Annotated in this window: 16 protein-coding genes, 5 tRNA genes, 3 rRNA genes and 1 riboswitch; of the genes, 21 read left to right on the top strand and 3 right to left on the bottom strand. The window is 50.8% G+C overall.

All coding sequences use genetic code 11. The features are described from left to right. The first annotated feature begins 248 nt into the window (after positions 1-248). Positions 249-1,166 (top strand): DNA-binding transcriptional regulator OxyR, encoded by a 918-nt coding sequence (gene oxyR / locus HGD79_RS14520; protein WP_001025939.1) that lies wholly within the window; start codon positions 249-251, stop codon positions 1,164-1,166. On the opposite strand, the gene sthA is transcribed toward oxyR, so the two are convergent. Next, the gene (sthA, locus tag HGD79_RS14515) at positions 1,149-2,549 is read right to left on the bottom strand and encodes a Si-specific NAD(P)(+) transhydrogenase (protein ID WP_149596056.1); all 1,401 of its coding nucleotides are present in this window, start codon (positions 2,547-2,549) and stop codon (positions 1,149-1,151) included. The genes oxyR and sthA overlap by 18 nt on opposite strands. A 330-nt stretch (positions 2,550-2,879) precedes the next feature. Here sthA and fabR point away from each other — a divergent pair, with 330 nt between their 5' ends. After that, on the top strand, positions 2,880-3,530 hold the full coding sequence (gene fabR / locus HGD79_RS14510; protein ID WP_001309117.1) for an HTH-type transcriptional repressor FabR: 651 nt from the start codon (positions 2,880-2,882) through the stop codon (positions 3,528-3,530). Further along, positions 3,530-3,889 carry a YijD family membrane protein gene (locus HGD79_RS14505; RefSeq protein WP_000806411.1) on the top strand — a complete coding sequence of 120 codons (360 nt, stop codon included), beginning with the start codon at positions 3,530-3,532 and terminating at the stop codon, positions 3,887-3,889. The genes fabR and HGD79_RS14505 overlap by 1 nt, the downstream gene beginning before the upstream one ends. 39 nt (positions 3,890-3,928) lie before the next feature. Here the strand turns inward: HGD79_RS14505 and trmA are convergent, their stop codons facing one another. Further along, the gene (gene trmA / locus HGD79_RS14500; RefSeq protein WP_168848430.1) at positions 3,929-5,029 is read right to left on the bottom strand and encodes a tRNA (uridine(54)-C5)-methyltransferase TrmA; all 1,101 of its coding nucleotides are present in this window, start codon (positions 5,027-5,029) and stop codon (positions 3,929-3,931) included. Positions 5,030-5,142: 113 nt separating this feature from the next. Beyond that, a riboswitch (cobalamin riboswitch) is annotated at positions 5,143-5,333 on the top strand. 64 nt (positions 5,334-5,397) lie between these two features. Here trmA and btuB point away from each other — a divergent pair. From btuB to birA, 8 genes are all read left to right on the top strand, one after another. Next, positions 5,398-7,242, top strand: a complete 1,845-nt coding sequence (btuB, locus tag HGD79_RS14495) for a TonB-dependent vitamin B12 receptor BtuB (RefSeq protein WP_000591355.1) — start codon at positions 5,398-5,400, stop codon at positions 7,240-7,242. Beyond that, positions 7,187-8,044 (top strand): glutamate racemase, encoded by an 858-nt coding sequence (murI, locus tag HGD79_RS14490; protein WP_000201827.1) that lies wholly within the window; start codon positions 7,187-7,189, stop codon positions 8,042-8,044. Before btuB ends, murI begins: the two co-directional genes overlap by 56 nt. Before the next feature lie 374 nt (positions 8,045-8,418). Continuing rightward, positions 8,419-9,960 (top strand): 16S ribosomal RNA (locus HGD79_RS14485). 85 nt (positions 9,961-10,045) lie between these two features. Then, positions 10,046-10,121 (top strand) — tRNA-Glu (locus HGD79_RS14480). A 193-nt stretch (positions 10,122-10,314) separates the two neighbouring features. Next, positions 10,315-13,220, top strand: a 23S ribosomal RNA gene (locus tag HGD79_RS14475). 94 nt (positions 13,221-13,314) lie between these two features. After that, positions 13,315-13,430, top strand: a 5S ribosomal RNA gene (gene rrf / locus HGD79_RS14470). Together the 16S, 23S and 5S rRNA genes with 1 tRNA gene alongside form the textbook arrangement of a ribosomal RNA operon. A 302-nt stretch (positions 13,431-13,732) precedes the next feature. Continuing rightward, positions 13,733-14,761: a UDP-N-acetylmuramate dehydrogenase gene (gene murB / locus HGD79_RS14465; RefSeq protein ID WP_001016693.1), complete on the top strand. Its 1,029-nt coding sequence runs from the start codon at positions 13,733-13,735 to the stop codon at positions 14,759-14,761. Next, positions 14,758-15,723, top strand: a complete 966-nt coding sequence (gene birA, locus HGD79_RS14460; protein ID WP_000654630.1) for a bifunctional biotin--[acetyl-CoA-carboxylase] ligase/biotin operon repressor BirA — start codon at positions 14,758-14,760, stop codon at positions 15,721-15,723. The genes murB and birA overlap by 4 nt, the downstream gene beginning before the upstream one ends. Before the next feature lie 28 nt (positions 15,724-15,751). On the opposite strand, the gene coaA is transcribed toward birA, so the two are convergent. Beyond that, positions 15,752-16,702: a type I pantothenate kinase gene (coaA, locus tag HGD79_RS14455; protein WP_000023081.1), complete on the bottom strand. Its 951-nt coding sequence runs from the start codon at positions 16,700-16,702 to the stop codon at positions 15,752-15,754. A 361-nt stretch (positions 16,703-17,063) separates the two neighbouring features. On the opposite strand from coaA, the gene HGD79_RS14450 reads away from it, so the two are divergent. From HGD79_RS14450 to rplJ, 10 genes are all read left to right on the top strand, one after another. Continuing rightward, positions 17,064-17,139 (top strand) — tRNA-Thr (locus HGD79_RS14450). Between the two features lie 8 nt (positions 17,140-17,147). Beyond that, positions 17,148-17,232: transfer RNA gene (locus HGD79_RS14445), tRNA-Tyr, on the top strand. A 116-nt stretch (positions 17,233-17,348) separates the two neighbouring features. Next, positions 17,349-17,423: transfer RNA gene (locus tag HGD79_RS14440), tRNA-Gly, on the top strand. 6 nt (positions 17,424-17,429) lie between these two features. Continuing rightward, positions 17,430-17,505, top strand: a tRNA-Thr gene (locus HGD79_RS14435). A gap of 114 nt (positions 17,506-17,619) precedes the next feature. Continuing rightward, positions 17,620-18,804, top strand: coding sequence for an elongation factor Tu (gene tuf / locus HGD79_RS14430; RefSeq protein ID WP_000031784.1), 1,185 nt, complete (start codon positions 17,620-17,622; stop codon positions 18,802-18,804). 229 nt (positions 18,805-19,033) lie between these two features. After that, the gene (secE, locus tag HGD79_RS14425) at positions 19,034-19,417 is read left to right on the top strand and encodes a preprotein translocase subunit SecE (protein WP_001275702.1); all 384 of its coding nucleotides are present in this window, start codon (positions 19,034-19,036) and stop codon (positions 19,415-19,417) included. 1 nt (position 19,418) lies between these two features. Beyond that, a complete protein-coding gene (gene nusG, locus HGD79_RS14420; protein WP_001287516.1) occupies positions 19,419-19,964 on the top strand; it encodes a transcription termination/antitermination protein NusG in 546 nt (181 codons plus the stop codon). Between the two features lie 158 nt (positions 19,965-20,122). Continuing rightward, entirely contained in the window at positions 20,123-20,551 is a 429-nt protein-coding gene (gene rplK / locus HGD79_RS14415; RefSeq protein ID WP_001085926.1) for a 50S ribosomal protein L11, read from the top strand. Between the two features lie 3 nt (positions 20,552-20,554). Beyond that, entirely contained in the window at positions 20,555-21,259 is a 705-nt protein-coding gene (rplA, locus tag HGD79_RS14410; protein ID WP_001096684.1) for a 50S ribosomal protein L1, read from the top strand. A 412-nt stretch (positions 21,260-21,671) separates the two neighbouring features. After that, positions 21,672-22,169, top strand: coding sequence for a 50S ribosomal protein L10 (gene rplJ, locus HGD79_RS14405; RefSeq protein ID WP_001207201.1), 498 nt, complete (start codon positions 21,672-21,674; stop codon positions 22,167-22,169). The last annotated feature ends 30 nt before the right edge of the window (positions 22,170-22,199 follow it).

Genomic DNA, 22,199 nt, shown 5'->3' with positions numbered 1-22,199 from the left:
TTACTATCAGGCTCTCTTGCTGTGGGCCTGTAGAATAAAAAAAAGCGGATCCTGGAGATCCGCAAAAGTTCACGTTGGCTTTAGTTATTCGAGTTGAGAAACTCTCGAAACGGGCAGTGACTTCAAGGGTTAAAAGAGGTGCCGCTCCGTTTCTGTGAGCAATTATCAGTCAGAATGCTTGATAGGGATAATCGTTCATTGCTATTCTACCTATCGCCATGAACTATCGTGGCGATGGAGGATGGATAATGAATATTCGTGATCTTGAGTACCTGGTGGCATTGGCCGAGCACCGCCATTTTCGGCGTGCGGCAGATTCCTGCCACGTTAGCCAGCCGACGCTTAGCGGGCAAATTCGTAAGCTGGAAGATGAGTTGGGCGTGATGTTGCTGGAGCGGACCAGCCGTAAAGTGTTGTTCACCCAGGCGGGAATGCTGCTGGTAGATCAGGCGCGTACCGTACTGCGTGAGGTGAAAGTCCTTAAAGAGATGGCAAGCCAGCAGGGCGAGACGATGTCCGGGCCGCTGCACATTGGTTTGATTCCCACAGTTGGACCGTACCTGCTACCGCATATTATCCCTATGCTGCACCAGACCTTTCCAAAGCTGGAAATGTATCTGCATGAAGCACAGACCCACCAGTTACTGGCGCAACTGGACAGCGGCAAACTCGATTGCGTGATCCTCGCGCTGGTGAAAGAGAGCGAAGCATTCATTGAAGTGCCGTTGTTTGATGAGCCAATGTTGCTGGCTATCTATGAAGATCACCCGTGGGCGAACCGCGAATGCGTACCGATGGCCGATCTGGCAGGGGAAAAACTGCTGATGCTGGAAGATGGTCACTGTTTGCGCGATCAGGCAATGGGTTTCTGTTTTGAAGCCGGGGCGGATGAAGATACACACTTCCGCGCGACCAGCCTGGAGACGCTGCGCAACATGGTGGCGGCAGGTAGCGGGATCACTTTACTGCCAGCGCTGGCTGTGCCGCCGGAGCGCAAACGCGATGGGGTTGTTTATCTGCCGTGCATTAAGCCGGAACCACGCCGCACTATTGGCCTGGTTTATCGTCCTGGCTCACCGCTGCGCAGCCGCTATGAGCAGCTGGCAGAGGCCATCCGAGCAAGAATGGATGGCCATTTCGATAAAGTGTTAAAACAGGCGGTTTAAACCGTTTAACGCAGCTACCCGATAGGCTTCCGCCATGGTCGGGTAGTTAAAGGTGGTGTTGACGAAGTACTCAATAGTGTTGCCGCCACCTTTCTGTTCCATAATCGCCTGACCGATATGAATAATTTCGGCAGCGCGCTCGCCAAAGCAGTGAATACCCAGAATCTCTTTTGTTTCCCGATGGAACAAAATTTTCAGCGTGCCCACGTTCATGCCGACGATTTGTGCGCGTGCCAGATGTTTAAACTGGGCGCGGCCCACTTCATATGGCACTTTCATCGCGGTCAGCTGCTGTTCGGTTTTGCCCACAGAGCTGATTTCCGGGATGGTGTAAATGCCGGTAGGGATATCTTCAATCAGATGCGCGGTGGCTTCGCCTTTTACCAGCGCCTGCGCGGCAATGCGCCCCTGGTCATAGGCCGCTGATGCCAGGCTCGGATAACCAATCACGTCGCCCACCGCGTAAACGTGCGGCTGTGCGGTCTGATACATGCTGTTGACCTTCAGCTGTCCGCGACTGTCAGTTTCCAGCCCAATGTTCTGTAACGCCAGCGAATCGGTATTACCGGTACGACCGTTGGTATAGAGCAGGCAGTCAGCTTTCAGTTTTTTACCCGACTTCAGATGCATGATCACACCGTCGTCACAGCCTTCGATCTTCTCGTACTCTTCGTTGTGACGAATCACTACGCCACTGTTCCAGAAGTGATAGGAGAGAGAATCTGACATCTCTTGATCGAGAAATGCCAGCAGGCGATCGCGGGTGTTGATCAGATCCACTTTTACATCCATACCGCGGAAGATCGACGCATATTCACAGCCGATCACTCCAGCACCATAGATAAGTACATGGCGCGGTTCGTGGTGCATGCTAAGAATTGAGTCGCTGTCGTAAATGCGTGGATGGGTGAAATCAACATCTGTTGGATGATATGGACGAGAGCCGCAGGCAATAACAAATTTTTCAGCGGTTAGTGTTTCAACGCTGCCGTCCGGGCAATCCAGCGCCAACGTATGCTCGTCAACAAAGCGAGCGTTTCCCTGCAATATTTCACAGTGATTACGTTCGTAAAATCCCTGACGCATGCGCGTTTGTTGATTAATCACGTTATCGGCATGGTTAAGGATATCGGCAAAAGAAGAGCGGAGCAGTCGGGAATGGTCGCTGTAAAGTGGGTTTTGATTGAATTCTATAATGCGGCTGACGGCGTGACGGAGAGCTTTCGACGGGATGGTGCCCCAGTGGGTGCAACCGCCGCCAACATTTTGATAACGCTCGATAACTGCGACGCGCGCACCTTGCTTAACCAGGCCCATTGCAGCGCCTTCGCCGCCGGGGCCGGAACCTATTACTATGGCATCGTAATCGTAGGAATGTGGCATGGTAGGGCTTACCTGTTCTTATACATAAAAGCAACAGAATGGTAACATTTTATCGCGGGTAAGCCAATTGATCCCCGTCATTTATCTGGCTATATCCTGAGCGGCCTTTGCTTTGTCTGTTTCTTACTTTTGCCCTGACGTTTTATTGGATTTTTATCGACGATACTCTCCGTTTAAGCGGCAGGTTTCCGCTGTACGTAAAAGAACCGGCCAAAGAATTGCAGTAAATATGTTTTATTGCGTTACCGTTCATTCACAATACTGGAGCAATCCAGTATGTTCATTCTCTGGTATAGTGCCAGCAGTACTTTTGGCAAGGATTCAGACATCGTGATGGGCGTAAGAGCGCAACAAAAAGAAAAAACCCGCCGTTCGCTGGTGGAAGCCGCATTTAGCCAATTAAGTGCTGAACGCAGCTTCGCCAGCCTGAGTTTGCGTGAAGTGGCGCGTGAAGCGGGCATTGCTCCCACCTCTTTTTATCGGCATTTCCGCGACGTAGACGAACTGGGTCTGACCATGGTTGATGAGAGCGGTTTAATGCTACGCCAACTCATGCGCCAGGCGCGTCAGCGTATCGCCAAAGGCGGGAGTGTGATCCGCACCTCGGTCTCCACATTTATGGAGTTCATCGGTAATAATCCTAACGCCTTCCGGTTATTATTGCGGGAACGCTCCGGCACCTCCGCTGCGTTTCGTGCCGCCGTTGCGCGTGAAATTCAGCACTTCATTGCGGAACTTGCGGACTATCTGGAACTCGAAAACCATATGCCGCGTGCGTTTACTGAAGCGCAAGCCGAAGCAATGGTGACAATTGTCTTCAGTGCGGGTGCCGAGGCGTTGGACGTCGGCGTCGAACAACGTCGGCAATTAGAAGAGCGACTGGTACTGCAACTGCGAATGATTTCGAAAGGGGCTTATTACTGGTATCGCCGTGAACAAGAGAAAACCGCAATTATTCCGGGAAATGTGAAGGACGAGTAATGAAACAAGCAAATCAAGATAGAGGTACGCTGCTGCTGGCGTTAGTTGCTGGCTTATCGATTAATGGTACTTTCGCAGCGCTGTTTAGCTCCATTGTGCCATTTTCTGTATTCCCGATTATTTCCCTGGTGCTGACGGTTTACTGCCTGCATCAACGTTATCTTAATCGCACTATGCCGGTAGGCTTGCCGGGTCTGGCAGCTGCCTGTTTTATTCTCGGCGTACTGCTGTACAGCACGGTAGTTCGTGCGGAATATCCGGATATCGGCTCTAACTTCTTCCCGGCAGTACTCTCCGTCATTATGGTGTTCTGGATTGGCGCGAAGATGCGTAACCGTAAGCAGGAAGTTGCTGAGTAATCGGTATTATGCCGGATGCTGGCGCATCCGGCATGGGTTTTACTTCGCGGTCAGTAATACGCCGCACTCCATATGGTGCGTGTAGGGGAACTGATCAAACAGAGCCAGACGTTCGACCTTGTGCGTCTGGCTTAATGCTTCCAGATTCTTGCATAACGTTTCCGGGTTACAGGAGATGTACAAAATACGCGGATACGCCTGCACCATTTTCTCGGTTTCACTGTCCAGACCGCTGCGCGGTGGGTCGACAAAAATGGTTTCGCACTGATAACTCTTTAAGTCGATCCCTTGCAGGCGGTTAAACTCGCGCACACCATTCATCGCCTGAGTAAATTCTTCTGCCGCCATACGAATAATTTGTACGTTATCAATATGGTTAGCTGCGATGTTGTATTGCGCAGCAGCAACCGACGGCTTAGCGATTTCGGTGGCTAATACCCGATCAAAATTGCGCGCCAGCGCTAATGAAAAGTTACCGTTGCCGCAGTACAGCTCCAGTAAATCGCCTTTTGAGCCTTTGGTTACGTCCAGCGCCCATTCCAGCATCTGAATATTCATCGCCGCGTTCGGCTGGGTAAAACTGTTTTCTACCTGACGGTAGATCATCTCTTTCCCTGCGACCGGCAGACGTTCATCGATGTAATCTTGATCCAGCTCGATTTTGGTTTTCGTTGCCCGACCAATCAGATGCACATTCAGATTCTGCGCGCGCAGTGCATCGCGCAGGGCCTCCGCTTCCTGACGCCACTCATCATCCAGCTTCTTATGGTATAGCAGGGAAACCACCGCCTGATTACTCAGCGTGGTGAGGTAATCAATCTGGAACAACTTGTGGCGCAGAACGGGATTATTACGCACACCCGCAATCATCGCCGTCATCAACTGGTTGATAAGTTCACTGGCGGCGGGGAAGCTATCCACGCGGATGCGGCTTTTGGTTTGTTGATCGAAAATGATGTGATACAGGTCATCGCCATCGTGCCAGATGCGGAACTCCGCGCGCATCCGGTAATGACTGACCGGCGAGCGAAACACTTCCGGAACCAGGTCAGAAAACGGTGCCATCATACTTTGCAAACGTACCACTTTTTCGGCTAACTGCGCTTCATACTGTTCTGTTGGAAGGTGTTCGGGGGTCATGATGTATCCTGAAAAATTAAAGTACGCGGCGATTGTAGGGATTGCTCATCAGATGTCCAGATCTTGATGAATTCCTATTTGTGAGCTACGTCTGGACAGTAACTTGTTACAACCTGTAGCATCCACTTGCCGGTCCTGTGAGTTAATAGGGAATCCAGTGCGAATCTGGAGCTGACGCGCAGCGGTAAGGAAAGGTGCGATGATTGCGTTATGCGGACACTGCCATCCGGTGGGAAGTCATCATCTCTTAGTATCTTAGATACCCCTCCAAGCCCGAAGACCTGCCGGCCAACGTCGCATCTGGTTCTCATCATCGCGTAATATTGATGAAACCTGCGGCATCCTTCTTCTATTGTGGATGCTTTACAATGATTAAAAAAGCTTCGCTGCTGACGGCGTGTTCTGTCACAGCCTTTTCCGCTTGGGCACAGGATACCAGCCCGGATACTCTCGTCGTTACTGCTAACCGTTTTGAACAGCCGCGCAGCACTGTGCTTGCACCAACCACCGTTGTGACCCGTCAGGATATCGACCGCTGGCAGTCGACCTCGGTCAATGATGTGCTGCGCCGTCTTCCGGGCGTCGATATCACCCAAAACGGCGGTTCAGGTCAGCTCTCATCTATTTTTATTCGCGGTACAAATGCCAGTCATGTGTTGGTGTTAATTGATGGCGTACGCCTGAATCTGGCGGGGGTGAGTGGTTCTGCCGACCTTAGCCAGTTCCCTATTGCGCTTGTCCAGCGTGTTGAATATATCCGTGGGCCACGCTCCGCCGTTTATGGTTCCGATGCAATAGGCGGGGTGGTGAATATCATCACGACGCGCGATGAACCCGGAACGGAAATTTCAGCAGGGTGGGGAAGCAATAGTTATCAGAACTATGATGTCTCTACGCAGCAACAACTGGGGGATAAGACACGGGTAACGCTGTTGGGCGATTATGCCCATACTCATGGTTATGATGTTGTTGCCTATGGTAATACCGGAACGCAAGCGCAGACAGATAACGATGGTTTTTTAAGTAAAACGCTTTATGGCGCGCTGGAGCATAACTTTACTGATGCCTGGAGCGGCTTTGTGCGCGGCTATGGCTATGATAACCGTACCAATTATGACGCGTATTATTCTCCCGGTTCACCGTTGCTCGATACCCGTAAACTCTATAGCCAAAGTTGGGACGCCGGGCTGCGCTATAACGGCGAACTGATTAAATCACAACTCATTACCAGCTATAGCCATAGCAAAGATTACAACTACGATCCCCATTTTGGTCGTTATGATTCGTCGGCGACGCTCGATGAGATGAAGCAATACACCGTCCAGTGGGCAAACAATGTCATCGTTGGTCACGGTAGTATTGGTGCGGGTGTCGACTGGCAGAAACAGACTACGACGCCGGGTACAGGTTATGTTGAGAATGGATATGATCAACGTAATACCGGCATCTATCTGACCGGGCTGCAACAAGTCGGCGATTTTACCTTTGAAGGCGCAGCACGCAGTGACGATAACTCACAGTTTGGTCGTCATGGAACCTGGCAAACCAGCGCCGGTTGGGAATTCATCGAAGGTTATCGCTTCATTGCTTCCTACGGGACATCTTATAAGGCACCAAATCTGGGGCAACTGTATGGCTTCTACGGAAATCCGAATCTGGACCCGGAGAAAAGCAAACAGTGGGAAGGCGCGTTTGAAGGCTTAACCGCTGGGGTGAACTGGCGTATTTCCGGATATCGTAACGATGTCAGTGACTTGATCGATTATGATGATCACACCCTGAAATATTACAACGAAGGGAAAGCGCGGATTAAGGGCGTCGAGGCGACCGCCAATTTTGATACCGGACCACTGACGCATACTGTGAGTTATGATTATGTCGATGCGCGCAATGCGATTACCGACACGCCGTTGTTACGCCGTGCTAAACAGCAGGTGAAATACCAGCTCGACTGGCAGTTGTATGACTTCGACTGGGGTATTACTTATCAGTATTTAGGCACTCGCTATGATAAGGATTACTCATCTTATCCTTATCAAACCGTTAAAATGGGCGGTGTGAGCTTGTGGGATCTTGCGGTTGCGTATCCGGTCACCTCTCACCTGACAGTTCGTGGTAAAATAGCCAACCTGTTCGACAAAGATTATGAGACAGTCTATGGCTACCAAACTGCAGGACGGGAATACACCTTGTCTGGCAGCTACACCTTCTGAACCACGTCCCACCGTGCTGGTGTTTGACTCCGGCGTCGGTGGGTTGTCGGTCTATGACGAGATCCGGCATCTCTTACCGGATCTCCATTACATTTATGCTTTCGATAACGTCGCTTTTCCGTATGGCGAAAAAAGCGAAGAGTTTATTGTTGAGCGAGTGGTGGCAATTGTCACCGCAGTGCAAGAACGTTATCCCCTTGCGCTGGCTGTGGTCGCTTGCAACACCGCCAGTACCGTTTCACTTCCTGCATTACGCGAAAAGTTCGACTTCCCGGTTGTTGGTGTCGTGCCGGCGATTAAACCTGCTGCACGTCTGACGGCAAATGGCATTGTCGGATTACTGGCAACCCGCGGAACTGTTAAACGTTCTTATACTCATGAGCTGATCGCGCGTTTCGCTAATGAATGCCAGATAGAAATGCTGGGCTCGGCAGAGATGGTTGAGTTGGCTGAAGCGAAGCTGCATGGCGAAGATGTTTCTCTGGATGCACTAAAACGTATCCTACGCCCGTGGTTAAGAATGAAAGAGCCGCCAGATACCGTTGTATTGGGTTGCACCCATTTCCCTCTACTACAAGAAGAACTCTTACAGGTGCTGCCAGAGGGAACCCGGCTGGTGGATTCTGGCGCAGCGATTGCTCGCAGAACGGCCTGGCTGTTAGAACATGAAGCTCCGGATGCAAAATCTGCCGATGCGAATATTGCCTTTTGTATGGCAATGACGCCAGAAGCTGAACAATTATTGCCCGTTTTACAGCGTTACGGCTTCGAAACGCTCGAAAAACTGGCAGTTTTAGGCTGATTTGGTTGAATGTTGCGCGGTCAGAAAATTATTTTAAATTTCCTCTTGTCAGGCCGGAATAACTCCCTATAATGCGCCACCACTGACACGGAACAACGGCAAACACGCCGCCGGGTCAGCGGGGTTCTCCTGAGAACTCCGACAGAGAAAGCAAAAATAAATGCTTGACTCTGTAGCGGGAAAGCGTAATATACGCCACCTCGCGACAGTGCGCTAAAGCGCGTCGCAACTGCTCTTTAACAATTTATCAGACAATCTGTGTGGGCACTCGAAGATACGGATTCTTAACGTCGCAAGACGAAAAATGAATACCAAGTCTCAAGAGTGAACACGTAATTCATTACGAAGTTTAATTCTTTGAGCATCAAACTTTTAAATTGAAGAGTTTGATCATGGCTCAGATTGAACGCTGGCGGCAGGCCTAACACATGCAAGTCGAACGGTAACAGGAAGCAGCTTGCTGCTTCGCTGACGAGTGGCGGACGGGTGAGTAATGTCTGGGAAACTGCCTGATGGAGGGGGATAACTACTGGAAACGGTAGCTAATACCGCATAACGTCGCAAGACCAAAGAGGGGGACCTTCGGGCCTCTTGCCATCGGATGTGCCCAGATGGGATTAGCTTGTTGGTGGGGTAACGGCTCACCAAGGCGACGATCCCTAGCTGGTCTGAGAGGATGACCAGCCACACTGGAACTGAGACACGGTCCAGACTCCTACGGGAGGCAGCAGTGGGGAATATTGCACAATGGGCGCAAGCCTGATGCAGCCATGCCGCGTGTATGAAGAAGGCCTTCGGGTTGTAAAGTACTTTCAGCGGGGAGGAAGGGAGTAAAGTTAATACCTTTGCTCATTGACGTTACCCGCAGAAGAAGCACCGGCTAACTCCGTGCCAGCAGCCGCGGTAATACGGAGGGTGCAAGCGTTAATCGGAATTACTGGGCGTAAAGCGCACGCAGGCGGTTTGTTAAGTCAGATGTGAAATCCCCGGGCTCAACCTGGGAACTGCATCTGATACTGGCAAGCTTGAGTCTCGTAGAGGGGGGTAGAATTCCAGGTGTAGCGGTGAAATGCGTAGAGATCTGGAGGAATACCGGTGGCGAAGGCGGCCCCCTGGACGAAGACTGACGCTCAGGTGCGAAAGCGTGGGGAGCAAACAGGATTAGATACCCTGGTAGTCCACGCCGTAAACGATGTCGACTTGGAGGTTGTGCCCTTGAGGCGTGGCTTCCGGAGCTAACGCGTTAAGTCGACCGCCTGGGGAGTACGGCCGCAAGGTTAAAACTCAAATGAATTGACGGGGGCCCGCACAAGCGGTGGAGCATGTGGTTTAATTCGATGCAACGCGAAGAACCTTACCTGGTCTTGACATCCACGGAAGTTTTCAGAGATGAGAATGTGCCTTCGGGAACCGTGAGACAGGTGCTGCATGGCTGTCGTCAGCTCGTGTTGTGAAATGTTGGGTTAAGTCCCGCAACGAGCGCAACCCTTATCCTTTGTTGCCAGCGGTCCGGCCGGGAACTCAAAGGAGACTGCCAGTGATAAACTGGAGGAAGGTGGGGATGACGTCAAGTCATCATGGCCCTTACGACCAGGGCTACACACGTGCTACAATGGCGCATACAAAGAGAAGCGACCTCGCGAGAGCAAGCGGACCTCATAAAGTGCGTCGTAGTCCGGATTGGAGTCTGCAACTCGACTCCATGAAGTCGGAATCGCTAGTAATCGTGGATCAGAATGCCACGGTGAATACGTTCCCGGGCCTTGTACACACCGCCCGTCACACCATGGGAGTGGGTTGCAAAAGAAGTAGGTAGCTTAACCTTCGGGAGGGCGCTTACCACTTTGTGATTCATGACTGGGGTGAAGTCGTAACAAGGTAACCGTAGGGGAACCTGCGGTTGGATCACCTCCTTACCTTAAAGAAGCGTTCTTTGAAGTGCTCACACAGATTGTCTGATAGAAAGTGAAAAGCAAGGCGTCTTGCGAAGCAGACTGATACGTCCCCTTCGTCTAGAGGCCCAGGACACCGCCCTTTCACGGCGGTAACAGGGGTTCGAATCCCCTAGGGGACGCCACTTGCTGGTTTGTGAGTGAAAGTCACCTGCCTTAATATCTCAAAACTCATCTTCGGGTGATGTTTGAGATATTTGCTCTTTAAAAATCTGGATCAAGCTGAAAATTGAAACACTGAACAACGAAAGTTGTTCGTGAGTCTCTCAAATTTTCGCAACACGATGATGAATCGCAAGAAACATCTTCGGGTTGTGAGGTTAAGCGACTAAGCGTACACGGTGGATGCCCTGGCAGTCAGAGGCGATGAAGGACGTGCTAATCTGCGATAAGCGTCGGTAAGGTGATATGAACCGTTATAACCGGCGATTTCCGAATGGGGAAACCCAGTGTGATTCGTCACACTATCATTAACTGAATCCATAGGTTAATGAGGCGAACCGGGGGAACTGAAACATCTAAGTACCCCGAGGAAAAGAAATCAACCGAGATTCCCCCAGTAGCGGCGAGCGAACGGGGAGCAGCCCAGAGCCTGAATCAGTGTGTGTGTTAGTGGAAGCGTCTGGAAAGGCGCGCGATACAGGGTGACAGCCCCGTACACAAAAATGCACATGCTGTGAGCTCGATGAGTAGGGCGGGACACGTGGTATCCTGTCTGAATATGGGGGGACCATCCTCCAAGGCTAAATACTCCTGACTGACCGATAGTGAACCAGTACCGTGAGGGAAAGGCGAAAAGAACCCCGGCGAGGGGAGTGAAAAAGAACCTGAAACCGTGTACGTACAAGCAGTGGGAGCACAGAGCAATCTGTGTGACTGCGTACCTTTTGTATAATGGGTCAGCGACTTATATTCTGTAGCAAGGTTAACCGAATAGGGGAGCCGAAGGGAAACCGAGTCTTAACTGGGCGTTAAGTTGCAGGGTATAGACCCGAAACCCGGTGATCTAGCCATGGGCAGGTTGAAGGTTGGGTAACACTAACTGGAGGACCGAACCGACTAATGTTGAAAAATTAGCGGATGACTTGTGGCTGGGGGTGAAAGGCCAATCAAACCGGGAGATAGCTGGTTCTCCCCGAAAGCTATTTAGGTAGCGCCTCGTGAATTCATCTCCGGGGGTAGAGCACTGTTTCGGCAAGGGGGTCATCCCGACTTACCAACCCGATGCAAACTGCGAATACCGGAGAATGTTATCACGGGAGACACACGGCGGGTGCTAACGTCCGTCGTGAAGAGGGAAACAACCCAGACCGCCAGCTAAGGTCCCAAAGTCATGGTTAAGTGGGAAACGATGTGGGAAGGCCCAGACAGCCAGGATGTTGGCTTAGAAGCAGCCATCATTTAAAGAAAGCGTAATAGCTCACTGGTCGAGTCGGCCTGCGCGGAAGATGTAACGGGGCTAAACCATGCACCGAAGCTGCGGCAGCGACGCTTATGCGTTGTTGGGTAGGGGAGCGTTCTGTAAGCCTGTGAAGGTGTACTGTGAGGTATGCTGGAGGTATCAGAAGTGCGAATGCTGACATAAGTAACGATAAAGCGGGTGAAAAGCCCGCTCGCCGGAAGACCAAGGGTTCCTGTCCAACGTTAATCGGGGCAGGGTGAGTCGACCCCTAAGGCGAGGCCGAAAGGCGTAGTCGATGGGAAACAGGTTAATATTCCTGTACTTGGTGTTACTGCGAAGGGGGGACGGAGAAGGCTATGTTGGCCGGGCGACGGTTGTCCCGGTTTAAGCGTGTAGGCTGGTTTTCCAGGCAAATCCGGAAAATCAAGGCTGAGGCGTGATGACGAGGCACTACGGTGCTGAAGCAACAAATGCCCTGCTTCCAGGAAAAGCCTCTAAGCATCAGGTAACATCAAATCGTACCCCAAACCGACACAGGTGGTCAGGTAGAGAATACCAAGGCGCTTGAGAGAACTCGGGTGAAGGAACTAGGCAAAATGGTGCCGTAACTTCGGGAGAAGGCACGCTGATATGTAGGTGAAGTCCCTCGCGGATGGAGCTGAAATCAGTCGAAGATACCAGCTGGCTGCAACTGTTTATTAAAAACACAGCACTGTGCAAACACGAAAGTGGACGTATACGGTGTGACGCCTGCCCGGTGCCGGAAGGTTAATTGATGGGGTCAGCGCAAGCGAAGCTCTTGATCGAAGCCCCGGTAAACGGCGGCCGTAACTATAACGGTCCTAAGGTAGCGAAATTCCTTGTCGGGTAAGTTCCGACCTGCACGAATGGCGTAATGATGGCCAGGCTGTCTCCACCCGAGACTCAGTGAAATTGAACTCGCTGTGAAGATGCAGTGTACCCGCGGCAAGACGGAAAGACCCCGTGAACCTTTACTATAGCTTGACACTGAACATTGAGCCTTGATGTGTAGGATAGGTGGGAGGCTTTGAAGTGTGGACGCCAGTCTGCATGGAGCCGACCTTGAAATACCACCCTTTAATGTTTGATGTTCTAACGTGGACCCGTGATCCGGGTTGCGGACAGTGTCTGGTGGGTAGTTTGACTGGGGCGGTCTCCTCCTAAAGAGTAACGGAGGAGCACGAAGGTTGGCTAATCCTGGTCGGACATCAGGAGGTTAGTGCAATGGCATAAGCCAGCTTGACTGCGAGCGTGACGGCGCGAGCAGGTGCGAAAGCAGGTCATAGTGATCCGGTGGTTCTGAATGGAAGGGCCATCGCTCAACGGATAAAAGGTACTCCGGGGATAACAGGCTGATACCGCCCAAGAGTTCATATCGACGGCGGTGTTTGGCACCTCGATGTCGGCTCATCACATCCTGGGGCTGAAGTAGGTCCCAAGGGTATGGCTGTTCGCCATTTAAAGTGGTACGCGAGCTGGGTTTAGAACGTCGTGAGACAGTTCGGTCCCTATCTGCCGTGGGCGCTGGAGAACTGAGGGGGGCTGCTCCTAGTACGAGAGGACCGGAGTGGACGCATCACTGGTGTTCGGGTTGTCATGCCAATGGCACTGCCCGGTAGCTAAATGCGGAAGAGATAAGTGCTGAAAGCATCTAAGCACGAAACTTGCCCCGAGATGAGTTCTCCCTGACTCCTTGAGAGTCCTGAAGGAACGTTGAAGACGACGACGTTGATAGGCCGGGTGTGTAAGCGCAGCGATGCGTTGAGCTAACCGGTACTAATGAACCGTGAGGCTTAACCTTACAACGCCGAAGGTGTTTTGGCGGATGAGAGAAGATTTTCAGCCTGATACAGATTAAATCAGAACGCAGAAGCGGTCTGATAAAACAGAATTTGCCTGGCGGCCGTAGCGCGGTGGTCCCACCTGACCCCATGCCGAACTCAGAAGTGAAACGCCGTAGCGCCGATGGTAGTGTGGGGTCTCCCCATGCGAGAGTAGGGAACTGCCAGGCATCAAATAAAACGAAAGGCTCAGTCGAAAGACTGGGCCTTTCGTTTTATCTGTTGTTTGTCGGTGAACGCTCTCCTGAGTAGGACAAATCCGCCGGGAGCGGATTTGAACGTTGCGAAGCAACGGCCCGGAGGGTGGCGGGCAGGACGCCCGCCATAAACTGCCAGGCATCAAATTAAGCAGAAGGCCATCCTGACGGATGGCCTTTTTGCGTTTCTACAAACTCTTCCTGTCGTCATATCTACAAGCCATCCCCCCACAGATACGGTAAACTAGCCTCGTTTTTGCATCAGGAAAGCAGCTATGAACCACTCCTTAAAACCCTGGAACACATTTGGCATTGATCATAATGCTCAGCACATTGTATGTGCCGAAGACGAACAACAATTACTCAATGCCTGGCAGTATGCAACCGCAGAAGGACAACCCGTTCTTATTCTGGGTGAAGGAAGTAATGTACTTTTTCTGGAAGACTATCGCGGCACGGTGATCATCAACCGGATCAAAGGTATCGAAATTCATGATGAACCTGATGCGTGGTATTTACATGTAGGAGCCGGAGAAAACTGGCATCGCCTGGTAAAATACACTTTGCAGGAAGGTATGCCTGGTCTGGAAAATCTGGCATTAATTCCTGGTTGTGTCGGCTCATCACCTATCCAGAATATTGGTGCTTATGGCGTAGAATTACAGCGAGTTTGCGCTTATGTTGATTGTGTTGAACTGGCGACAGGCAAGCAAGTGCGCTTAACTGCCAAAGAGTGCCGTTTTGGCTATCGCGACAGTATTTTTAAACATGAATACCAGGATCGCTTCGCCATTGTAGCCGTAGGTCTGCGTCTGCCAAAAGAGTGGCAACCTGTACTAACGTATGGTGACTTAACTCATCTGGATCCTACAACAGTAACGCCACAGCAAGTATTTAATGCGGTGTGTCATATGCGCACCACCAAACTCCCTGATCCAAAAGTGAATGGCAATGCCGGTAGTTTCTTCAAAAACCCTGTTGTATCTGCCGAAACGGCTAAAGCATTACTGGCGCAATTTCCAACAGCACCAAATTACCCCCAGGCGGGTGGTTCAGTAAAACTGGCAGCAGGTTGGCTTATTGATCAGTGCCAGCTAAAAGGGATGCAAATGGGTGGGGCTGCGGTGCACCGTCAACAGGCGTTAGTTCTCATTAATGAAGACAATGCAAAAAGCGAAGATGTGGTGCAACTGGCACACCATGTAAGACAAAAAGTGGGTGAAAAATTTAATGTCTGGCTTGAGCCTGAAGTCCGCTTTATTGGTGCATCAGGTGAAGTGAGCGCAGTGGAGACAATTTCATGAAGGATAACACCGTGCCACTGAAATTGATTGCCCTGTTAGCGAACGGTGAATTTCACTCTGGCGAGCAGTTGGGTGAAACGCTGGGAATGAGCCGGGCGGCTATTAATAAACACATTCAGACACTGCGTGACTGGGGCGTTGATGTCTTTACCGTTCCGGGTAAAGGATACAGCCTGCCTGAGCCTATCCAGTTACTTAATGCTAAACAGATATTGGGTCAGCTGGATGGCGGTAGTGTAGCCGTGCTGCCAGTGATTGACTCCACGAATCAGTACCTTCTTGATCGTATCGGAGAGCTTAAATCGGGCGATGCTTGCATTGCAGAATACCAGCAGGCTGGCCGTGGTCGCCGGGGTCGGAAATGGTTTTCGCCTTTTGGCGCAAACTTATATTTGTCGATGTTCTGGCGTCTGGAACAAGGCCCGGCGGCGGCGATTGGTTTAAGTCTGGTTATCGGTATCGTGATGGCGGAAGTATTACGCAAGCTGGGTGCAGATAAAGTTCGTGTTAAATGGCCTAATGACCTCTATCTGCAGGATCGCAAGCTGGCAGGCATTCTTGTGGAGCTGACTGGCAAAACCGGCGATGCGGCGCAAATAGTCATTGGAGCCGGGATCAACATGGCAATGCGTCGTGTTGAAGAGAGTGTTGTTAATCAGGGGTGGATCACGCTGCAAGAAGCGGGGATCAATCTCGATCGTAATACGTTGGCGGCCATGCTAATACGTGAATTACGCGCGGCGCTGGAACTCTTCGAACAAGAAGGATTGGCACCTTATCTTTCGCGCTGGGAAAAGCTGGATAATTTTATTAATCGCCCAGTGAAACTTATCATTGGTGATAAAGAAATATTTGGCATTTCACGCGGAATAGACAAACAGGGCGCTTTATTACTTGAGCAGGATGGAATAATAAAACCCTGGATGGGCGGTGAAATATCCCTGCGTAGTGCAGAAAAATAAGAAAGGGGAGTATTCGCTCCCCTGCAAATTATTTGCGTAGTCTGACCTCTTCTACCGCATGATTTGCACTTTTCGTCAGGATTAAACTGGCGCGCTCACGAGTAGGTAGAATATTTTGCTTTAAGTTCAGCCAGTTGATCTCTTTCCACAATGTCATGGCAGTCTTAATCGCTTCTTCTTTAGTTAATTTCGCGTAGTTATGAAAATAGGAATCCGGGTCGGTAAAAGCCCCTTCGCGGAATTTCAGAAAACGGTTGATATACCATGTCTGAAGTAAGTCTTCCGGTGCATCAACATATATCGAAAAATCGACAAAATCAGAAACAAATACATGATGTGGATCGTGTGGATAATCCATCCCGCTCTGTAAGACATTTAACCCTTCAAGAATTAAAATATCAGGCTGAACAACCGTTTTATCTCCATCCGGGATCACATCATAAATAAGATGTGAGTAAACAGGTGCTGTAACGTTTGGCACGCCGGATTTGAGATCGGAAACAAACTTCACCAGGCGATGCATATCATACGATTCCGGGAAGCCTTTCTTCTTCATCAGACCACGTTCTTTCAGAACCTGATTAGGGTGAAGGAAGCCATCTGTAGTGATCAGTTCAACACGACGATGTTCCGGCCAACGGCTTAATAGCGCCTGCAATACACGGGCGGTTGTACTTTTCCCCACCGCGACACTGCCAGCAATACTGATAATGTAAGGAATGCGTTGCCCGTTAGTACCAAGAAACTGTTCCAGAACTGCCTGACGGCGCAGATTCGAGCTTATATAGAAGTTCAGCAAACGTGACAAAGGTAAATAGATCTCGGCAACTTCTTCTAACGAGAGATCTTCATTAATACCTTTGAGACGGGCGATCTCATCTTCCGATAACGTCATAGGTACGGAATCACGCAGAGCTGCCCACTGGTTGCGGTCAAACTGTAGGTAAGGCGTCATTAACGTTTGCTCTTTTATACTCATAAGCATGTTTCTGGCGGTCATAGCTCTATCGGCAAAGCGATATTTGCCATGGCGCGTCACAGTTCTGTTGAATGGGTTAATGGGCAGGAGGGTAACACCAGATGGGGAGGAATAATAAGAAAAAATCTCTGCCAGGAAGCTATCGTTGAAAAGCAATGTGACAGATATTCCATCTGATAAAAAGAATTATGGTTTAGCAGGAGCGCATTGTTGAGCACAATGATGTTGAAAAAGTGTGCTAATCTGCCCTCCGTTCGGCTGTTTCTTCATCGTGTCGCATAAAATGTGACCAATAAAACAAATTATGCAATTTTTTAGTTGCATGAACTCGCATGTCTCCATAGAATGCGCGCTACTTGATGCCGACTTAGCTCAGTAGGTAGAGCAACTGACTTGTAATCAGTAGGTCACCAGTTCGATTCCGGTAGTCGGCACCATCAAGTCCGGTGGGGTTCCCGAGCGGCCAAAGGGAGCAGACTGTAAATCTGCCGTCACAGACTTCGAAGGTTCGAATCCTTCCCCCACCACCAATTTCGGCCACGCGATGGCGTAGCCCGAGACGATAAGTTCGCTTACCGGCTCGAATAAAGAGAGCTTCTCTCGATATTCAGTGCAGAATGAAAATCAGGTAGCCGAGTTCCAGGATGCGGGCATCGTATAATGGCTATTACCTCAGCCTTCCAAGCTGATGATGCGGGTTCGATTCCCGCTGCCCGCTCCAAGATGTGCTGATATAGCTCAGTTGGTAGAGCGCACCCTTGGTAAGGGTGAGGTCGGCAGTTCGAATCTGCCTATCAGCACCACTTCTTTTCTCCTCCCTGTTTTTTCCTTCTGTTTATTGCATTCAACAAGTCGGGCATGTTGCCTGGTTGATGTGGTGATATCACCGATTTATCCGTGTCTTAGAGGGACAATCGATGTCTAAAGAAAAGTTTGAACGTACAAAACCGCACGTTAACGTCGGTACTATCGGCCACGTTGACCATGGTAAAACAACGCTGACCGCTGCAATCACTACCGTACTGGCTAAAACCTACGGCGGTGCTGCTCGCGCATTCGACCAGATCGATAACGCGCCGGAAGAAAAAGCTCGTGGTATCACCATCAACACTTCTCACGTTGAATACGACACCCCGACCCGTCACTACGCACACGTAGACTGCCCGGGGCACGCCGACTATGTTAAAAACATGATCACCGGTGCTGCTCAGATGGACGGCGCGATCCTGGTAGTTGCTGCGACTGACGGCCCGATGCCGCAGACTCGTGAGCACATCCTGCTGGGTCGTCAGGTAGGCGTTCCGTACATCATCGTGTTCCTGAACAAATGCGACATGGTTGATGACGAAGAGCTGCTGGAACTGGTTGAAATGGAAGTTCGTGAACTTCTGTCTCAGTACGACTTCCCGGGCGACGACACTCCGATCGTTCGTGGTTCTGCTCTGAAAGCGCTGGAAGGCGACGCAGAGTGGGAAGCGAAAATCCTGGAACTGGCTGGCTTCCTGGATTCTTATATTCCGGAACCAGAGCGTGCGATTGACAAGCCGTTCCTGCTGCCGATCGAAGACGTATTCTCCATCTCCGGTCGTGGTACCGTTGTTACCGGTCGTGTAGAACGCGGTATCATCAAAGTTGGTGAAGAAGTTGAAATCGTTGGTATCAAAGAGACTCAGAAGTCTACCTGTACTGGCGTTGAAATGTTCCGCAAACTGCTGGACGAAGGCCGTGCTGGTGAGAACGTAGGTGTTCTGCTGCGTGGTATCAAACGTGAAGAAATCGAACGTGGTCAGGTACTGGCTAAGCCGGGCACCATCAAGCCGCACACCAAGTTCGAATCTGAAGTGTACATTCTGTCCAAAGATGAAGGCGGTCGTCATACTCCGTTCTTCAAAGGCTACCGTCCGCAGTTCTACTTCCGTACTACTGACGTGACTGGTACCATCGAACTGCCGGAAGGCGTAGAGATGGTAATGCCGGGCGACAACATCAAAATGGTTGTTACCCTGATCCACCCGATCGCGATGGACGACGGTCTGCGTTTCGCAATCCGTGAAGGCGGCCGTACCGTTGGCGCGGGCGTTGTAGCAAAAGTTCTGAGCTAATTGCCGATAACATTTGACGCAATGCGCACTAAAAGGGCATCATTTGATGCCCTTTTTGCACGCTTTCGTACCAGAACCTGGCTCATCAGTGATTTTCTTTGTCATAATCATTGCTGAGACAGGCTCTGTTGAGGGCGTATAATCCGAAAAGCTAATACGCGTTTCGATTTGGTTTGCCTCGCGATCGCGGGGTGAAAATGTTTGTAGAAAACTTCTGACAGGTTGGTTTATGAGTGCGAATACCGAAGCTCAAGGAAGCGGGCGCGGCCTGGAAGCGATGAAGTGGGTCGTTGTGGTGGCATTGCTCCTGGTGGCGATTGTCGGCAACTACCTTTATCGCGACATTATGCTGCCGCTGCGTGCGCTGGCCGTAGTAATTCTGATTGCTGCAGCGGGTGGTGTCGCGCTGTTAACGACAAAAGGTAAAGCTACCGTTGCTTTTGCCCGTGAAGCGCGTACCGAAGTCCGTAAGGTCATTTGGCCGACTCGCCAGGAAACATTGCACACCACGCTGATTGTGGCTGCGGTTACCGCAGTAATGTCACTGATCCTGTGGGGACTGGATGGTATTCTGGTTCGCCTGGTATCCTTTATCACTGGCCTGAGGTTCTAAGATGTCTGAAGCTCCTAAAAAGCGCTGGTACGTCGTTCAGGCGTTTTCCGGTTTTGAAGGCCGCGTAGCAACGTCGCTGCGTGAGCATATCAAATTACACAACATGGAAGATTTGTTTGGTGAAGTCATGGTACCAACCGAAGAAGTGGTTGAAATCCGTGGCGGTCAGCGTCGCAAAAGCGAACGTAAATTCTTCCCTGGCTACGTCCTCGTTCAGATGGTGATGAACGACGCGAGCTGGCACCTGGTGCGCAGCGTACCGCGTGTGATGGGCTTCATCGGCGGTACTTCCGATCGTCCTGCGCCAATCAGCGATAAAGAAGTCGATGCGATTATGAACCGCCTGCAGCAGGTTGGTGATAAGCCGCGTCCGAAAACGCTGTTTGAACCGGGTGAAATGGTCCGTGTTAATGATGGTCCGTTCGCTGACTTCAACGGTGTTGTTGAAGAAGTGGATTACGAGAAATCTCGTCTGAAAGTGTCTGTTTCTATCTTCGGTCGTGCGACCCCGGTAGAGCTGGACTTCAGCCAGGTTGAAAAAGCCTAACCCAGCGATCAAAAAAGCGGCGATTTAATCGTTGCACAAGGCGTGAGATTGGAATACAATTTCGCGCCTTTTGTTTTTATGGGCCTTGCCCGTAAAACGATTTTTTATATCACGGGGAGCCTCTCAGAGGCGTTATTACCCAACTTGAGGAATTTATAATGGCTAAGAAAGTACAAGCCTATGTCAAGCTGCAGGTTGCAGCTGGTATGGCTAACCCGAGTCCGCCAGTAGGTCCGGCTCTGGGTCAGCAGGGCGTAAACATCATGGAATTCTGCAAAGCGTTCAACGCAAAAACTGATTCCATCGAAAAAGGTCTGCCGATTCCGGTAGTAATCACCGTTTACGCTGACCGTTCTTTCACTTTCGTTACCAAGACTCCGCCGGCAGCAGTTCTGCTGAAAAAAGCGGCTGGTATCAAGTCTGGTTCCGGTAAGCCGAACAAAGACAAAGTGGGTAAAATTTCCCGCGCTCAGCTGCAGGAAATCGCGCAGACCAAAGCTGCCGACATGACTGGTGCCGACATTGAAGCGATGACTCGCTCCATCGAAGGTACTGCACGTTCCATGGGCCTGGTAGTGGAGGACTAAGAAATGGCTAAACTGACCAAGCGCATGCGTGTTATCCGCGAGAAAGTTGATGCAACCAAACAGTACGACATCAACGAAGCTATCGCACTGCTGAAAGAGCTGGCGACTGCTAAATTCGTAGAAAGCGTGGACGTAGCTGTTAACCTCGGCATCGACGCTCGTAAATCTGACCAGAACGTACGTGGTGCAACTGTACTGCCGCACGGTACTGGCCGTTCCGTTCGCGTAGCCGTATTTACCCAGGGTGCAAACGCTGAAGCTGCTAAAGCTGCAGGCGCAGAACTGGTAGGTATGGAAGATCTGGCTGACCAGATCAAGAAAGGCGAAATGAACTTTGACGTTGTTATTGCTTCTCCGGATGCAATGCGCGTTGTTGGCCAGCTGGGCCAGGTTCTGGGTCCGCGCGGCCTGATGCCAAACCCGAAAGTGGGTACTGTAACACCGAACGTTGCTGAAGCGGTTAAAAACGCTAAAGCTGGCCAGGTTCGTTACCGTAACGACAAAAACGGCATCATCCACACCACCATCGGTAAAGTGGACTTTGACGCTGACAAACTGAAAGAAAACCTGGAAGCTCTGCTGGTTGCGCTGAAAAAAGCAAAACCGACTCAGGCGAAAGGCGTGTACATCAAGAAAGTTAGCATCTCCACCACCATGGGTGCAGGTGTTGCAGTTGACCAGGCTGGCCTGAGCGCTTCTGTAAACTAATGCCTTTACGTGGGCGGTGATTTTGTCTACAATCTTACCCCCACGTATAATGCTTAATGCAGACGTATATCCGAGATATTCGGGTTGTGGCAAGGCGGCAACTGAGTGAGTCGCCAGGAGCATAGCTAACTATGTGACTGGTGCGAATGAAGGAAGCCAACGCCGCCACAAGTTGAATAGCGACGGATAGAAAAGATTTGTTCGTTGGAGCCTGGCCTATCCAGGCCTCCGTCGAAGACCGCAGGAGTTTCGCAAGAAACTTAATCCCCTGCGTAGACGGTGACAGAACGCTAAGATTATTCTTTTATATTCTGGCTTGTTTCTGCTCACCGTAATTAAGACGCTCTCTCCGTTTGGAGGAGTGAAGTGAGTTCCAGAGATTTTCTCTGGCAAACATCCAGGAGCAAAGCTAATGGCTTTAAATCTTCAAGACAAACAAGCGATTGTTGCTGAAGTCAGCGAAGTAGCCAAAGGCGCGCTGTCTGCAGTAGTTGCGGATTCCCGTGGCGTAACTGTAGATAAAATGACTGAACTGCGTAAAGCAGGTCGCGAAGCTGGCGTATACATGCGTGTTGTTCGTAACACCCTGCTGCGCCGTGCTGTTGAAGGTACTCCGTTCGAGTGCCTGAAAGACGCGTTTGTTGGTCCGACCCTGATTGCATACTCTATGGAACACCCGGGCGCTGCTGCTCGTCTGTTCAAAGAGTTCGCGAAAGCGAATGCAAAATTTGAGGTCAAAGCCGCTGCCTTTGAAGGTGAGCTGATCCCGGCGTCTCAGATCGACCGCCTGGCAACTCTGCCGACCTACGAAGAAGCAATTGCACGCCTGATGGCAACCATGAAAGAAGCTTCGGCTGGCAAACTGGTTCGTACTCTGGCTGCTGTACGCGATGCGAAAGAAGCTGCTTAATCGCAGTTATCTTTTTAACGCATTCGCTTA

It is taken from the genome of Escherichia sp. SCLE84, from assembly GCF_012584495.1.
In the GTDB taxonomy this organism is placed as follows: Bacteria; Pseudomonadota; Gammaproteobacteria; order Enterobacterales; family Enterobacteriaceae; genus ECMA0423.
This window is presented reverse-complemented; position numbering and strand designations above follow the sequence as displayed.